Raw genomic sequence first — 16,126 nt, 5'->3', positions numbered from 1 at the left:
TTTTACAGCTCAGCTTGTTTATAAGCAGCTTGTGTATAAGCGGATAGTTATCCACAGATTAACATGGAGAAGCTTAACGATCTAATTTAAGTGGCAACTCATTTCTGACATAAAAGTCCAAAGTTGGCACAACAAAGGCAAATACATCTTGTTCACGAACACCCCATTGTTGTAGCAAGGGGCAAGCAATATTAAGCACTTGCGCAGGCAGAACCTGACTAAAATCAAAAGGCATTTCAATATCCCCTTGTGATAGTTTTTCAGGTTGATCGCCCCATTCGACCCATGCATGGTCTTGTTCAGCCAGATATTGAATGGCCTCATCCCATGAAGAGAATAAATTTTGCCACGCCTCAGGCAAGCGCGGATCTGTATTGATTTGAACCGCGCTGGATAATTGATAAACTGGATCAAGTTCGAGTTCTGTTTGAATCAGCTGTTCAGAGACTCGATGAACAAATTTCTTTGCATATTGTGCTGGCATCGCATCACTTGCCAAACGCCCACTCAAAACATAAAGTTGCTGGTCAATCACAACTTGCTCGAAAATCACCGTTTTATCCTGTTGTGTAGGGGCAATATAAAAGCGCCAATTGCTTTGTTTCGGTGATGGCATCAATTTGCGTAATGGACCTAAAAAAGAAAAACCAAAATGTTCATGCTGATATGTCAGTATGGTAAAAATCGTTTTCCCTTGCTTTTCCCATAACTGAATAGGCTGTGGATAGCGTGAACGAACTTGATCTATATCCACCAACCACGACAAATACACAATATTCTTGACCTGACTTTGTAACTGTAGGAAAGGAATAAAACCCATCAAGATACGGCGTAGTTTTAATAATAATGGGCGTTCAGCAAAAAGACCGATCAGGCTCAAAATAAAGTTTGAATCTTGATTTTTAATATTATGACGATTCATACCGACCTATTTTTATGGATTTCGATGCTGTTATTTTAGCAAATATGGTTAAAGAATGGCCCATCTCAAAATATTAAATAGCATTACTGAATTATTTAACCATAGGCTATGATATTGGCACGATTTAACACGGAATTTTCACATCATGGCTCAAGAATTATTGAAACAACTTCAAGCAGGCAATGCAAAATTTGCAGATGTCATCAATCATATTGAAGCACGTTATACCCACACACCGACTGCATTCCAAAATGGTCAACAGTATAATGCTGCCACAGAAAACCAAGGCAGTGCCAAAGTTTTTTCTTTTGCACAATTAAATGATTTAGATCAACAACAAACACTGAATCTATTTGCAGAGCATTATGCTGCTGTTTTGGCAACACCTGATGCAACAGACCATCAGAACATTCGCCAATTTATGCAAAATGGCTGGAATGGCATCAAATTTGAAGGCAATGCTTTAACTGCAAAATAACAACAACACAATCAAGTCAGGGATCTATTCGATCCCTTTCTACACAGTTATGGGCGCTCATCATATTGAGGTAAACCGTCACAAATCGTATCCCACTCTGCTTTATAAGCAGTAAAAATATGCATTGTTGGCTTCTGTTCTAAAGCTGTATCTAAAGTTCCAATTCTTAAACGATAGGTATCTGGTGTCTCTGCTTTAATACTGATGATCGGTGAGCCACATTCTTGGCAGAAACAACGTGTTGTTGTTGCTGTCGATGCAAATTTTTTCAGTAATTCCTCACCTTTGGTAATTTTAAAATCTGCTTTTTGAATTGGCGCATTGGTCGCAAATGCTGTGCCATTTGCTTTACGACAACGTTGGCAATGACACTCGATCACCGCTCCAATTTCACCATGAATCTCATAGTGAATACCGTCACACAAACAACTTCCTGTATATATTTTTTCAGCAGACATTGAGAAAATCTCCCTATTTCAAAGGCTATTGGCAATAGCATCAAACTAGCATAAAAGTCGCGTTTTTAATCAAAACACCATCATTTTTTTTGCCTAATCTCATCTATTGAGATATTGATGTACACCCTCACCCGCAGCACGCCCTGTCGCAAAACACGCAGTCAATAAATATCCTCCTGTCGGGGCATCCCAGTCCAGCATTTCACCACAGCAAAATACATGGGGATTGGATTTTAGTTGTAAATGCTGTGTTAATACGGCTTGCTTTACACCACCGGCACAACTGATCGCTTCTTCAATCGGACGAAATCCCTCAAGCTCAATTTTTAAATGCTTAATCTGTTGTGCGAGTTTTTCAGGAGTGTTCCAAACTGATTTATCTACCAATTCACGAATCAGATTGGCCTTTACTGCATCTAAACCTGCTTTGCGCCAGATGTTGGTACTGGATTGCTTTTTGGACGGCTGTAATTTCTGTGTAAGCTGTTGAACAGTTTGATCAGGTAACAAGTCTAAATAAATCGACATCGGTTGATTGTGCTGTACCAACTGACGTAATAATCGCCCCTGCTTATAGATGAGACCACTTTCTAGCCCATAATGGGTAATCACAATATCACCTTGTGTCTTTGCAGAACTCCCCACCCAAGCGTCTACACGTTTAAGAGGCTGACCAAAGACAGGTTGCATATAATTCGACCATGCCCGAACCACACCGGCATTACTCGCTTGAAATGTCTCAATTTCAGAAGCAGGCAACCACTTTTGCCATGCACCGTCACTGCCTAAACGTGACCATGACACAGCACCACAAGCCAGAATAATCGCATCAAAATTCAAAAGCTGTGCTTGATTGTTCCTGCGATCAAGAATTTCGAGTTGTTGCTGCTTTAAATCTATTATTTGATGGCGATAATGAAATTGAACGTGCTGCGCTGCCAATTGCTTTAACCAAGCACGTAACAAAGGCGCAGCCTTCATTTCTACAGGGAAAATTCGTCCTGAACTGCCCACATAGGATTCAATCCCTAAACGATGCATCCAATTTTGAATCCAAGTCGCATCCCACTTTTCAACCCAAGGTCTTAACCATTCCGCATGATCATAACGTTGAATAAATTGTTCAAATGCTTCTGCATGGGAAATATTCAGCCCTGTCTTTCCAGCCATCAAAAATTTACGTGCAGCAGAAGGTTTCTGTTCAAAAACATGAACCTCATAATCAGCTGTAGATTGGCTTAAAACATCTGCAGCCATTAAACCTGCTGGTCCTGCCCCAATAATGGCAATTTTCTTAATTGACATCAGACGACTCTGATAAGTTTTCAACACTTTTACCCTGACGTGGTCCGACCTCATCAAAACGGGTTTGATAATGCTCAGGTTTAGTAATAATCAATTGCTGACACAATTCACCACGTTCTAAATATTTAATTTCAAAATGGGTACGTGCTGAATCTGATGCAATCGTTTGTTTTTCATAAGGCAGCTTCCAAACATCTTTTAGTTGCTGTTCTGCTTCAGCAATATATTCAGGAATATTACTGGCTAAAGTGATGCTGCCATTTGGAGATAATCTAGAAATCAGAAATTCAAAAAAAGGCATATTTAACCAGCGTTGCGCAGGATTATGCGGTTCTGGATTTGGATAGAGAATAAAAAACTGTTGTACCTGATTGGGATAAAGTGCATGCACCACCCACGGTAATGCATCAGCATGAATAGGGGTTAAATTTGTTTGACCTTCCAACTGATGCTGTTTTTGCATTGCAATAAATTTTTCACGGGTTCTTTCTATCGCAATCAATTTCAGTTCAGGGTGCTGTTCAGAAAAGAGCAAGGCATGTTTGCCCTTTCCAGCCCCAATTTCTACACAAATTGGGTTATTTTCAATACATTGAAAATCACGAGGAGCATGCATACGCTGTGCTTGAAATTGACGAATCGACATAATCAGATCAAACTAACAAGAAATCGTTCACAAGTTTAACAACTCTTTACGGTTTTTGCTTTTTTTAAATGAGGATTTCCATATGTCTAAAACTTTTCCTTGCCCTCGCTGCGGTGAGCCTTCTACATGGGAAGGTAATGAATCCCGTCCATTTTGCTCTGAGCGTTGCAAACTGATTGATTTAGGTGCATGGGCCAATGATGAATATACCCTACCTACAGAAGACGCACCGCAAGCAGAGGATTCTTAAGCTGTGTGACAAATTTATGTAATCATCACTGACTTAACATACTTAAACGCACCCTTTTCATTAGAAACAATTAAATAAAATTATACTTAAACTTTACAATAACTATTTATTTTTGGATCTGTATAGCGATATGATACTGCATGTTTCATTTCACACTTTATATATAAAAATCTGATTAGTTTCAATTTATAATGAAACTTGGAGTATTAAGGTGCCTATAGGCTTAAAATTTTTTGTCGCCATCCTTGCAATTTTATGTGCATTTTTTACTTTTATTGGAGTATATGCTCTCGATTTTTCTCTTATCGTAGTTGGAATTCTATTTGCAATAGTCATCTTATTAGTCAAATTAGAAATGGTAAAGGAGCGGTGATTTAAATCAATTTAACACTATTATTGAGTAATTTAATTTTCTCATTCTCCACGCATATTATTTCAATGATGAGATGAATGACTTTTGCAGGAATTATTTAAAGATGAGCATAAACAGCATCGTTCTATGAACTGTTTTCACTCAGATCATTCACGTTACTATTACAGATTCTTACTAAATGTTGAATCATTAATAAAATATACATTTAAAACAAAAATGGTGAGTAAAACATTGATTACTTCACCATTTTTCATTTCTTATTTTTACTATAAAGCCAGACAGCGAATACTTAACCCGCTTTACTTGCTACAAAAGGATTGTGTTGCTTTTCAAAACCAATGGTACTCATTGGACCATGCCCTGAAATAAATTGAGTTTCATCAGGCAGGGTAAAACATTCACGCTGAATTGAATCTAAGAGCTGTTGATGGTTGCCTTTTGGAAAGTCAGTACGGCCAATTGAACCTTTAAACAGTACATCTCCTGTCCAAAGCACACCATATTTGGCATTGTAAAAAATGACGTGGCCTGGTGTATGTCCTGGTGCAAAACGCACTTCAAACTCTTCATCCCCTAAGCTTAGCTTTTCGCCCCCCTCTAACCATTGATTGACATGAACAGGCTCAGGAATTGGAAATCCATAACGGGCAGATACGTCTTGAATCATTTCTAACCAAAACAGGTCTTCTTTATGCGGACCAATCACAGGCACATTCCATTCTTTGACCAATGCACCTACCGCACCTGCATGGTCCAAATGACCATGTGTTAACCATAATGCTTTGACTGTCAGTCCTAATGCTTCAACTTCTTGTTTTAATTTCTCAGGCTCACCACCAGCATCAATCAATACCGCTTCTTTGGTTTCAGAATCCCAAACAATAGAACAATTTTGGGCGAATGCAGTAACGGGTACAATCTTGACTTGTAACATGATAATTTTCCTAAAAAACCCTATACCTGTAAATGAAACTTGAGTGTATTCAATTGAGTCTGTAAAAGTTGCTCAAATAAGTCAATATGATCCGCACGGCTATTTAATGCCGGAATGTAAGCATAGTGTTGACCACCTGCCTTTAAAAACAATTCAGCATTTTGAATCGCCAGCTCTTCCAAGGTTTCTAAACAATCTGCCGAAAATGCAGGACTCAGCACTTGAACAGATTCGACGCCTTGCGCTGCCCACTCTTGCAATAGCTGGTCGGTATACGGTTTTACCCATTCTTGTTTGCCAAAACGAGATTGGAAACTGATCGCCCATTGGTCGTCTTTTAAATTCAACGCCTGAGCTACCTTAAGTGCAGTGATCCGACAACGCTCTGCATAAGGATCACCTTTATCTGCATAAGGCTGTGGGATCCCGTGAAAAGACATCAACAGTTTAGCTGCTGGTCCATATTGCTGCTGATAATCACGCACACTGTTGGCTAGCGCCTGAATATAAAGTGGGTGTTGATAATAATCTCGAATAAAACTTAAACCCGGAATATTGCGTTGCTTTAACAACCATTGTGCAACGGCATCATATAAAGGGGCTGTTGATGTTGCCGAGTACTGAGGAAAAAGCGGGAAAAGAATAATATGGTCATAATGCTTGGTTTTCGCATCATTCAAAACAGCATCGATACCCGGTCGCCCATAGGTCATTGCTGGCACAATATCTAAATCTAAATCAGCATTCGTACTTATTAATTTTTTTTGTAATGATCCAACTTGTTCAAATAGAATTTCACGCATCGGTGAATCATTTGACCAGACTTGTGCATAAGCTTCGGCAACACGCTTTGGTCGAAAAGGCAGAACAAATGCATTTAAAATAATTGCCCATAAAATTTTGGGAATTTCGATCACGCGCTGATCTGATAAAAACTGCTTTAAAAAAGCCCGAACAGCTGGAGCAGTAGGCGCATCTGGTGTCCCTAAATTAGCAATAATAATCAGGACTTTAGGTTTAGATAAAGACATTTTCACCCGATTTACAGAATAGTTTATCTCAAATGATCAGCTTAACAGAGTCTTTATCTAAACAAAATTTTTTATCTTAACTCACTCAATTTATTTGATTTAAAAAATTGACGAACGACTGCTAATACGTTGTGAACTTTCAAGCAGTTTCACGCATTTATCCGTCATCTGCCATAGCATACGCTGACGATCATCACGCCCCACAGGGATGATCCATTCATTTTGACGGACTTGCTGCTTAATCGTATGCAAGGAACGCACATTAATCTGCGCTCTAGACACAGCATGGGCACGTGGCATCACCACTTGTGCGTCGGTTAAACCCGTATTATTCAAATATTCGTTTAAGACTTTAGAGAAAAAATCCTCAGACGTCGGTTGTCTAAATTCAACCGATAAAATTTTTAACAGCTCTGCCCAAGTCATCTCACGCACTGGCGATAACTCTTTAAAATTACCATCTTGATAGGCATGCATTCGATAATCAAAATTAAACACTTCATGCAATGAAACTTTGGGTAAAGTTAAAAATGGATCTGCTTCTTTTTTCCCTTGCTCTACGGAAACATGCGCCAACTTTGCTTTTAAACGATCAATCTCATCTTGTAAGACTTGAATATTCTGAGGTCTTACCCATCCTACAACAGGATAGCGCTCTAGCATTTGTGGCATATATGAACGTACCGCAAGTTCTAAATCTCGTAAAGTTCGATAAGTAACGACTTGCTCAACTTCTTTTTGTAGTTGATGTCTAAATTCATTAAACTTTTCTTTTAGCAGCGTACTTTCTTCTTTTAAATGCGGTTCGCGAAATTCAGGACTCTCATGCATAAATACAATAATTGGTTTCTGTTTGGTCACCGCATAAATATATTCAAGATGTAGATAACTCACCCCTGAAACAGATTGCTCACCATATTGACTCCCCAACAACAATAAAACGTAATCACAGTCATCTATCTGACGACGTGCAAATGCGGTACTTAATGGTGTCCGTTGTTCTAATCCCCAAGAAAAAAACCCCATCCCTATAAGGGTTTGTGACACGACCATCCGTTCTGGCTGCATTTCTTTGCCAGATGTTGTAATAAAAACTTGATACCGTTTATCGAGCATAGGTTAACCCATTCTTGTCACACCCTACTTAAATCCATCCATGAGCTTTAAGTTTGATATGCCCTACACTTATGAAAATATATTAAATCTGTTCAATATTGAAAGAATTAGCCGAGTTTTTCAACAATATTTTCTACAGACCATGTAATTTTTGGTTGTATTAGATGTTTGATGACATTTTCTAATTGTTTTGCATTTCCCCCACTCACAAAACATTGTAAACGCACCCCTTTTTCTTGCAAGTTGCTTGATATTAACTCATTTTTTAACAATATACGCGCCGTTTGTCGTGCAACCGCTAATCCAGAATCAATTAAGTTAAGCTGTGGACCGTATAATTCTTGAATACTCTGTTTTAAATAAGGGTAATGGGTGCAGCCCAACACCAAATAATCTGAACCTTTGGCAATGACTGGATCTAAAACCTTTTGCAGGCTATGTTTGCATTCCAAACTGTTATAACGTCCAGATTCAATCAAGGGAACCAGTTCAAGATTGGTAATCGTCAGTACTTCAACATTGGCAGGTTCTGCAAAACGCTGCATCACATCTTTGATCAATTTTCCACGAAAAGTGGCAGGTGTAGCCAAAACTGAAACCACTTTAGACTGGGTTTGTAGCACTGCTGGTTTTAAAGCAGGCACCAGTCCAACAATAGGAAAGTTTTCACCATAATGATCACGTAAATAATCCAGACTAAATGCTGAAGCGGTATTACATGCTACAACTGCGATTTTACAACCTTGACGATATAACCATTCAATTGCTTGTGCAGTTAATTCACGGATATTTTGATCCGTACGGGGGCCATAAGGGACATGTGCAGTATCGGCATAATAAACAATACGTTCATTTGGCAAATAATTGGCAATTTCCTGTGCAATAGAAAGCCCACCGATACCTGAATCAAAAATACCAATCGGGGCATCTGCCAAGGCTTTTGGCATTGGATTTTCTAGAGGAGAGAGAGGAAGAATCGCGCTCATTTGATCCACTATTGGCATACGGTAAAAATAATTAACAAGATTAAACCTCAAGTCCCTAATTGCAAGTGAAAATCACCACTTTCTAAAGATAAAATGGTATCTCCTTGTGCATTTTCAAGCAATTTCCCATATTCAATCAGATGGAAAAAAGCAGAACGTTGAATCAAGGCATTTATCCCGAAACGAACATGTACATAAGGTCTTAACTCACCTTGATATTCACGCATAAAAATAGGGTGTTCTGGATCAATCAGTGTAATGTCTTGATTGGTGGTGGTAACTTGTAGATAGACCTGTCCATCGAGATTCACTTGATCAATTTGATTGACCAATAAAGGTTCATCCTCAACTTGAATTTCAATCTGTTCAACTGGGGTTTTTAAATAGAACTTTCCGTCTTCTTTCCAAAGTACTTTTGTAAACAGGTCTAAAAGCGCTTGGCGTTTGATCAATTGACCTTCGTGCCACCATTCTCCATTGGCTTTTACCGTCAAATCCATTTTGCCACAATGCTTTGGCTGCCACTGCTCTAAAGGGGGTATTGACCTTTTGTGACCCGCCTGTACATCTTTTAAGTATTGTGCAATGCTCATTAAGTTTTTATTATCAGAATCTGGCTGATTTTGAGCCGCTGATGTTGAATTATTTTGATTTACCATGGTTTATGCCTTGCTGACTTAAAAATAATACGACTCAGCCAATTGGCTAGATTAAGGTTTCTAACTATACTAGCGCAAAATATATTATTGGTACGAGCATTAATTCGTATCACGGAATTTTTAGAACACTCATGGCAGCACCGATTTATTAATTCCCAATAAATGCTCACGGTTGCCACCCTTAGAAATATGAGGAGTCCTACATGGAACACATCGAACGCGAATCGATGGAGTTTGACGTAGTGATCGTAGGCGCAGGCCCTGCGGGTCTTTCTGCTGCGATTAAAATTCGTCAATTAGCTCTTGAAAACAATCTTCCAGACCTTTCCGTCTGTGTGGTTGAAAAAGGCTCTGAAGTTGGTGCGCATATCCTTTCTGGTGCTGTACTTGAACCGCGTGCAATCAATGAACTTTTCCCTGACTGGAAAGAACAAGGTGCACCTTTAAATGTACCTGTGACTGAGGACAAAACTTATTTCCTCATGTCTGCTGAAAAGTCACAAGAAGCACCGCATTGGATGGTTCCTAAAACCATGCACAATGATGGTAACTATGTTATTTCATTGGGTAATGTAGTGCGTTGGTTAGGTCAAAAAGCGGAAGAGTTAGAAGTTTCTATCTTCCCTGGCTTTGCTGCCTCAGAAATCCTTTATCATGAAGATGGTTCTGTAAAAGGCATCCAAACTGGTGATATGGGTATTGGTAAAGATGGTGAACCTACTCATAACTTTACCCCTGGTTACGAGCTTCATGCAAAATACACAATTTTTGCAGAAGGTTGCCGTGGACACCTTGGTAAACGTCTGATTGCAAAATACAACTTAGATCAAGATGCTGATCCGCAACATTACGGTATCGGGATCAAAGAACTTTGGGAAATCGACCCTGCAAAACATAAACCAGGTTTAGTGATGCATGGTTCAGGCTGGCCTTTGGCAGAAACGGGTTCTTCGGGCGGCTGGTGGTTATATCACGCTGAAAATAACCAAGTGACCTTGGGTATGATTGTCGATTTATCTTATGAAAATCCACACATGTATCCTTTTGCTGAAATGCAACGTTGGAAAACACATCCACTGATCAAGCAATATCTTGAAGGTGGTAAGCGTATTTCTTATGGCGCACGTGCAGTTGTTAAAGGTGGTCTAAACTCACTACCTAAATTGACCTTCCCAGGCGGTTGCTTAATTGGTGATGATGCTGGTTTCTTAAACTTTGCTAAAATCAAAGGCTCTCATACTGCGATGAAATCGGGTATGTTGTGCGGTGAAGCTGTATTTGAAGCAATTCAAGCAGGTCATGAGAAAGGTGGTGATTTAGCGGTTGCGCGTGTCGCTGAAGGCGAAGATTTCTTTGCTAAAGAATTGACTGCCTATACTGACAAATTCAACAACAGTTGGTTAAAAGAAGAGTTACATCGTTCACGTAACTTTGGCCCAGCAATGCATAAATTCGGTTTATGGATGGGTGGTGCATTTAACTTTATCGATCAAAATATCTTTAAAGTGCCATTTACCCTACATGACCTTGCACCTGACTTTAGTGCATTAAAAACTGTAGATGCTGCGACATTTAAACCAACTTATCCAAAGCCAGACGGTAAATTAACCTTTGACCGTTTATCTTCTGTATTTGTATCGAATACTGTACATGAAGAAAATCAGCCAGCGCACTTAAAGCTGACAGATGCTTCAATTCCAGTCAATGTCAACTTACCGAAATGGGATGAGCCTGCTCAACGCTACTGCCCTGCTGGTGTTTACGAGATTATGGAAAATGATGATGGTTCTAAGCGCTTCCAGATTAATGCTGCGAACTGTGTTCACTGTAAGACTTGTGATATCAAAGATCCATCTCAGAATATCACATGGGTAACACCTGAGGGTGGCGGTGGTCCAAACTACCCGAATATGTAAATCAATAAACCCGCTTCGGCGGGTTTTTTATCTTTAAATACTTAACTTACTGAATCTCTTAAGCTTCTCATTGCAATCCAATCTACAAATAAAGCTCTTGGATTTAATGTTATTTTATTATTAACACTTTTATTCTATTGATAGAAATCACTCACCACTCTAATACTATCCAAATAAGCTTATTTTTTGCGTAAAATCATTATGTGTTATTTTATGATGACATCATATTTTTTCTTAAAATTAGTCATCCCACCAAAAGTTCCACCTCTAAAATTACCATCTAATAAAATATAATAATTACCTTTAACTTTAGGTACTCCATATATTCTTATAGAATTTTGATAAAGAAAGTCATTCTCCCCTACTTTTTCTATATTAATACCTGAGTTATCAGGCAAATCTGTTTTAATAACAAGTTCACCAAATATATTTAGCTTCTCAATTTCTATTCTATTATCGTATTTCTCGCCATACTTCATTTCTGGCAAACTATTAGGTTCAATCTTTATTTGATGACTGCAGCCTAATATAAAAAATATTGGAAATAAATATATAATTTTCATTTCTAAATTAAGTCTATTTCGCTAATATTTTATAAGGTATTTCAATAACATTAGAGTGTTTAAGCCCGCCAAAAATTTTTGCTGTAAAAACCTTACAGTTAATATTTCTTTTAACATTTGAAAATTCAGGTTTTTTCGTATGCATTAAAAGGACATTGTAACTATACATTTGTGTTTGTTTATTGAACTTCGCATGCTCAGTTCTTGAAATCACTCCTTCCAAAGCATTTAAGTTTTCATCAGGTTCAAAATTTCCATTATTTACATTAAAAGTATCATCTAATGCACAATATATGTAACTACCAGTTTCATTGCTTCCACGATTTGAAAAATCTTTATTAGCTTCAAACTTTAAATTAATATTATTATTAGAATCCAAGCTGGCATCACTATATTTTATAATGATATCATTTGAGTTTGTGCACCCACTTAAGAATAACAAAGCTAAAAAAAATTTAAATTTATTTATTTTTTTCATTTCAAATTACTCTTTAGAGAAGCCATTAATAAATTTAATCCAGTTAAATCTCCGACTACTTTTGTGTCTAAAATTAACTCTGCATCCACATGATTAGCTGTTGTTTCTACATTATACGTAGGACCCTTTTTGGGTCTCCATTGTCCCCCTACATCTGCTACAAGATCACTAAAATTATAACTTTTCGGTGAGCAACTTATATTAATCCATGTTTTTGCATTAACTACAGGATATTTCCAATAAATATCTGATATTACACTAACTTCAACATTTGTTCCTACAGGATCTAATGTTATAAGCATTTCTATTTTATAACCTTGTTTAGTTAAAATACTTGAAAGATGTGCTCCATTCCATCCACCTAAACTGTGACCAATAATATAGACTAAAACATCTTTATTCGGTATTTTTTCGATTACATTTTTTTGAATATCTTTCATCTTATAAATTTCATAATACCCTAAATAAGTTTCTCCTCGATTTGCAATCACCAATTCATTTTCAACTTCCGTAAGCTCCTTAGCTGATTGATTATAATAATCTTTTAGCACATATATAACATTTCTATTTGGCCCACTCCCTGCATATGCTTTTTTATCCCCAGCCCCACCTATAAAAAAAATAATTGCCTTGGGTATAGGTTTTGGTGGAATTTTAACATCGCTTTTATTTGAAAAATCTGGATTTTGTGTTGAGGTTGAGCTAGGAAGTTTTTGTGTTGATTGATCAAATGAACCTTTTTCTAATGCTAATACTTTAAAATTTACTTTTTTATTAGGTCCATATACTACTTCACAACTCAATTTTTCGTCTTTAAAACAATCATAAATTTTGGTTATTCCATACGCACCATTATTTTTCACTTCAAAACTTTGAGGAGAGCTATCTAACCAGCCTCGTTTTAAACTAAACATTCTATACTTAATATGTGGCCAAAGAATTGGACTATCAACGACTAATTTCAATCTGGCAGTTATCACAATTCATCCTCCTCAATATTTTTATTTTCTATATCAAATCGAGGGTCATCCAGAATAATTGTATACTCTTTCGGTTCACTTGATGGAGGAGTCTTAATAAATCCATCTTCAGATAATTTACCAGTCATTACACTACCATCTGAACCATATAAAACATAACCCGTTCCAGCTGGTAACTTATTTCCTTTTTTATCAGTAGCAAAAAAACTTAAATAATTTAAGCCTAACAGTGGTAACTCTTCTATTTTTGCATCTATTTTTTGCCCACCCAAAAACTTATGCTGCCCCGCCTTACTCTCAAACTTACCCGCAGTGGTCGGTAAAACACCTGCACTACTAATTTCAACTTGCGAACCATCTGCAATCAAAATAATTTTCTTATCCGCTTTAATCTCGATTTTTTCTTCCGTCGAAATAATTTGAATACCTTTACGCGCAATCAAATCCGCACCATCGCCTTGTGCTTGGATTTCAACCTTACCTTTCCCTGCAAATAATCTTGCCCCTTCTTGTGCCGCAAAAAGACTGATCTTTGATTGTGCATGTGCAACTAAATTCTTTTGCGTACTCAATTGAATACTATCACCCGCAGTTTCATAGATTTGTCGATCGGCAGAAAGATGTAGATCTTCATTAGTAGCAAGCGCAACCGAATTGGGTGAGGCCAATAACATGAGAGCTTGCTTAAAGGTATCTGCTTGGCTTTTTGCTTCACTGGATTCATCTTTTTCCAAATAAGAAATAAAAGATTTCAAATGATCTAAATTTTCTAAAGGATCAGTTTGCTGATTTTTGGCAACTTCACTTAAGGCCTTAGAATTATTTAGACTACTTTCTAACTGACTTTTCGCGGCTGTTGCATCAAGATGATTACCTGAGGCTGAATCTTGAGCATGGGTACTCAGTAGTAGACCCTGCCCTGCACGCACTGCTCCCCATTGGTCTGTTCTTAGTTCAAAGCCTTCGCCTCGTCCTTCACTGGTATCAGTTTCTTTAGGATGACTCAGGTTACCGAGGTTAAGTTGACTCGCACCGTGACTGCTTTGTAGCTGACTGCTGATTTGGTCAGTGGTATCGTCAAATCTCAGTTGGCCATAGCCACTACCTTTAACTTCTCGACTTTTGATCCCTGCCAGTTTTTTGGTGTCAGGCAATTGGCCTTTGTCATCAAATTTAGTTGGACTTCGTTGTGCTTCATGGATCCGCCCCACCACAAATGGTCGGTCAATATTACCATCAAAGAAATCTATCACCACAATCTCACCAATCCTCGGTAAGAACCGCGCACCATAGCCTTCACCTGCCCACGGGGTCAGTACATCCACCCAAGCGGAATCGGTGTCGTTGTCATTGCTCCCTGCACCACCATCATGACTATGATCTTCATTGCGGGTAAATAGGAAGCGAACTTTAATGCGCCCCCATTCATCGACATGGATTTCTTCTCCACTTGGCCCAACCACTTTGGCTCGTTGTGGATGGGTACTAGGGCGGTGTTGTAGTGGGTGGTATTCAGGAACAGTGGTGATATTACGACGTTGTAGTACCAATTGATTGGCTTGGCGCTCTGGGTTGTTTGAGTCTACATTTGAATTGACCCAATTGCTCTGTTGGAGCAAGCGATTGATTTGCTCGCTCAGATCTTTGGGTAAGTTGTTTTGGTTATAGAATGTCTTTGACGTGATCAGAAACTCTTTGTCTGAGCCACTGTGTTGATCTATTTCTGGGTGTTCGTTTAACTCAAACCAGTAACCTACTTGTGCATCACGTACAGTGGAGTTGGCTATAAATTGCTTGGATTGAGCATCGTAATAATGACTGAGGTTTTGGTTAATCTTTTCAATCTGATTGTTATTTGACGCGGTTGCTTGATCTTCACCATTTAGGTCTTGAATCCATGCTGGACTGATATGCCAAGCTTGTTCTAAACCGAGACTGGCATTGTTCTGATTTTGACTGTGCTGGTGTTTGCTTTGAACACTGCCTGCACCTTCTTCTTGCTCTAACGCATCTGCTTGCCAGCGTTGTACATGGACAGCAGTGGGTTGTAAGCTACGTTGCCCGATAAAGCTGGTGATGCTGTCTTGTTGTTCTGTGGCACTGCTGCGATGGAAGCGGATCTTTCTTCGTTCTAGCGCTTTGTATTCGCTATTGTCATCCACCAAGCGCAGTTTTTGTGGCTGAATTTGAGTCGCAGAATTAGGCACAATCAATTGCGCTTCATCAATTAACCAGTTAATCCCTTCACTGCGCATCAAGCGGCTTAAAAATGCATAGTCACTTTCGTTGCTCTGCATAATGAATGGTCGAATATCGTAATCTTTTTTAAGACCACTTTTGTCGAGGCTTAGACTGGAGGCAAACAGTGGGCTTTTGTCTTGCCATTCTTTAAACAGCGTTTCTATGACTTGCACAACCGACTTATTCATAAACACTCGGCTGTTACGGCGTTTATGCCACAGTGAAGTGGCATCTTCGAGTTTGAGTTTATATAGCGTGAGTGCGCCATCACTCTGCCCTTGTGCGGCCTCAGTAATCACCCCTGTGCTACGAAACAGTTGTCCATGATCTGTGACTTGATCAATGGCCACTTGGCTACCGATAAATTGTTTAAGGGGAATCACAGCCGAAGTGGCAAGGCAAATCAGTTCAACAGACACACCTTGGTTTAGACCATGTTGTCCATCTATACGTTGTAAGAAGACTTGGTTGTTTAAGTCTGTATTGCTAAATTGGATATGCAAGGCTCGTTTTTGTGCGTTTAGTCCAAGCTGATCCAATATTTTATAAATGCTATTTACTAAGCTGTTCATTTGAATGAGTTAATTATTATTAAAAAATATGTTTAGATTATAATCATAAGTCAAAATTCTGTCATTTTTAATTTTGTAAAATGATTTAATATCCATAATATAATTATTAAAATTCAATAAATTACATATAACATAAATTTATTAGCCATTAAAAACAGACTAAATAAATTTCAATATTCTTAAATCAATAAAAGGGAAATCATTACATATAACATAGA

Annotated in this window: 16 protein-coding genes; 3 read left to right on the top strand and 13 right to left on the bottom strand. The window is 38.2% G+C overall.

Going from position 1 to position 16,126, the window contains the following annotated elements; translation table 11 throughout:
- Positions 1-73: 73 nt before the first annotated feature.
- Entirely contained in the window at positions 74-922 is an 849-nt protein-coding gene (locus CQZ96_RS15540) for a DUF2071 domain-containing protein (RefSeq protein WP_105714597.1), read from the bottom strand.
- A 145-nt stretch (positions 923-1,067) separates the two neighbouring features.
- Here CQZ96_RS15540 and CQZ96_RS15535 point away from each other — a divergent pair, with 145 nt between their 5' ends.
- Positions 1,068-1,400 carry a HopJ type III effector protein gene (locus CQZ96_RS15535; RefSeq protein ID WP_105714598.1) on the top strand — a complete coding sequence of 111 codons (333 nt, stop codon included), beginning with the start codon at positions 1,068-1,070 and terminating at the stop codon, positions 1,398-1,400.
- Between the two features lie 47 nt (positions 1,401-1,447).
- On the opposite strand, the gene CQZ96_RS15530 is transcribed toward CQZ96_RS15535, so the two are convergent.
- The 3 genes from CQZ96_RS15530 to CQZ96_RS15520 form a co-directional block, all read right to left on the bottom strand.
- Positions 1,448-1,858 carry a GFA family protein gene (locus CQZ96_RS15530; RefSeq protein WP_004816796.1) on the bottom strand — a complete coding sequence of 137 codons (411 nt, stop codon included), beginning with the start codon at positions 1,856-1,858 and terminating at the stop codon, positions 1,448-1,450.
- Positions 1,859-1,957: 99 nt separating this feature from the next.
- A complete protein-coding gene (locus tag CQZ96_RS15525) occupies positions 1,958-3,163 on the bottom strand; it encodes a TIGR03862 family flavoprotein (protein WP_105714599.1) in 1,206 nt (401 codons plus the stop codon).
- The gene (locus tag CQZ96_RS15520; RefSeq protein WP_171287957.1) at positions 3,153-3,815 is read right to left on the bottom strand and encodes an SAM-dependent methyltransferase; all 663 of its coding nucleotides are present in this window, start codon (positions 3,813-3,815) and stop codon (positions 3,153-3,155) included. The genes CQZ96_RS15525 and CQZ96_RS15520 overlap by 11 nt, the downstream gene beginning before the upstream one ends.
- A 76-nt stretch (positions 3,816-3,891) precedes the next feature.
- Here CQZ96_RS15520 and CQZ96_RS15515 point away from each other — a divergent pair, with 76 nt between their 5' ends.
- The gene (locus CQZ96_RS15515; RefSeq protein WP_105714601.1) at positions 3,892-4,059 is read left to right on the top strand and encodes a DNA gyrase inhibitor YacG; all 168 of its coding nucleotides are present in this window, start codon (positions 3,892-3,894) and stop codon (positions 4,057-4,059) included.
- Between the two features lie 662 nt (positions 4,060-4,721).
- On the opposite strand, the gene CQZ96_RS15510 is transcribed toward CQZ96_RS15515, so the two are convergent.
- The 5 genes from CQZ96_RS15510 to CQZ96_RS15490 all read right to left on the bottom strand — a co-directional run bounded on the left by CQZ96_RS15510 (position 4,722) and on the right by CQZ96_RS15490 (position 9,158).
- A complete protein-coding gene (locus CQZ96_RS15510; RefSeq protein ID WP_004816786.1) occupies positions 4,722-5,366 on the bottom strand; it encodes an MBL fold metallo-hydrolase in 645 nt (214 codons plus the stop codon).
- A gap of 20 nt (positions 5,367-5,386) precedes the next feature.
- A complete protein-coding gene (gene hemH, locus CQZ96_RS15505; protein WP_105714602.1) occupies positions 5,387-6,397 on the bottom strand; it encodes a ferrochelatase in 1,011 nt (336 codons plus the stop codon).
- A 99-nt stretch (positions 6,398-6,496) separates the two neighbouring features.
- Positions 6,497-7,513 (bottom strand): DUF4062 domain-containing protein, encoded by a 1,017-nt coding sequence (locus tag CQZ96_RS15500; RefSeq protein WP_004725578.1) that lies wholly within the window; start codon positions 7,511-7,513, stop codon positions 6,497-6,499.
- Positions 7,514-7,620: 107 nt separating this feature from the next.
- Positions 7,621-8,499: a glutamate racemase gene (murI, locus tag CQZ96_RS15495; protein ID WP_105714606.1), complete on the bottom strand. Its 879-nt coding sequence runs from the start codon at positions 8,497-8,499 to the stop codon at positions 7,621-7,623.
- Positions 8,500-8,546: 47 nt separating this feature from the next.
- Complete coding sequence (locus CQZ96_RS15490; protein ID WP_105714603.1) at positions 8,547-9,158, bottom strand: DUF1285 domain-containing protein; 612 nt, start codon at positions 9,156-9,158, stop codon at positions 8,547-8,549.
- Between the two features lie 203 nt (positions 9,159-9,361).
- Here CQZ96_RS15490 and CQZ96_RS15485 point away from each other — a divergent pair, with 203 nt between their 5' ends.
- The gene (locus CQZ96_RS15485; protein ID WP_004725573.1) at positions 9,362-11,074 is read left to right on the top strand and encodes an electron transfer flavoprotein-ubiquinone oxidoreductase; all 1,713 of its coding nucleotides are present in this window, start codon (positions 9,362-9,364) and stop codon (positions 11,072-11,074) included.
- 206 nt (positions 11,075-11,280) lie between these two features.
- On the opposite strand, the gene CQZ96_RS15480 is transcribed toward CQZ96_RS15485, so the two are convergent.
- From CQZ96_RS15480 to CQZ96_RS15465, 4 genes are read right to left on the bottom strand one after another with little or no spacing between them, the layout of a single operon-like run.
- The gene (locus CQZ96_RS15480) at positions 11,281-11,637 is read right to left on the bottom strand and encodes a hypothetical protein (protein WP_228722725.1); all 357 of its coding nucleotides are present in this window, start codon (positions 11,635-11,637) and stop codon (positions 11,281-11,283) included.
- A gap of 13 nt (positions 11,638-11,650) precedes the next feature.
- Positions 11,651-12,115, bottom strand: coding sequence for a hypothetical protein (locus CQZ96_RS15475; protein WP_004725569.1), 465 nt, complete (start codon positions 12,113-12,115; stop codon positions 11,651-11,653).
- The gene (locus tag CQZ96_RS15470) at positions 12,112-13,095 is read right to left on the bottom strand and encodes a hypothetical protein (protein WP_105713858.1); all 984 of its coding nucleotides are present in this window, start codon (positions 13,093-13,095) and stop codon (positions 12,112-12,114) included. Before CQZ96_RS15470 ends, CQZ96_RS15475 begins: the two co-directional genes overlap by 4 nt.
- Positions 13,092-15,908 (bottom strand): type VI secretion system Vgr family protein, encoded by a 2,817-nt coding sequence (locus tag CQZ96_RS15465; protein ID WP_105713857.1) that lies wholly within the window; start codon positions 15,906-15,908, stop codon positions 13,092-13,094. Before CQZ96_RS15465 ends, CQZ96_RS15470 begins: the two co-directional genes overlap by 4 nt.
- Positions 15,909-16,126 lie beyond the last annotated feature (218 nt).

It is taken from the genome of Acinetobacter sp. MYb10 (assembly GCF_002980175.2).
Taxonomy (GTDB): Bacteria; Pseudomonadota; Gammaproteobacteria; order Pseudomonadales; family Moraxellaceae; genus Acinetobacter; species Acinetobacter guillouiae.
The sequence above is the reverse complement of the archived record's forward strand: the minus strand, read 5'-3'. Positions and strand labels throughout refer to the sequence as shown.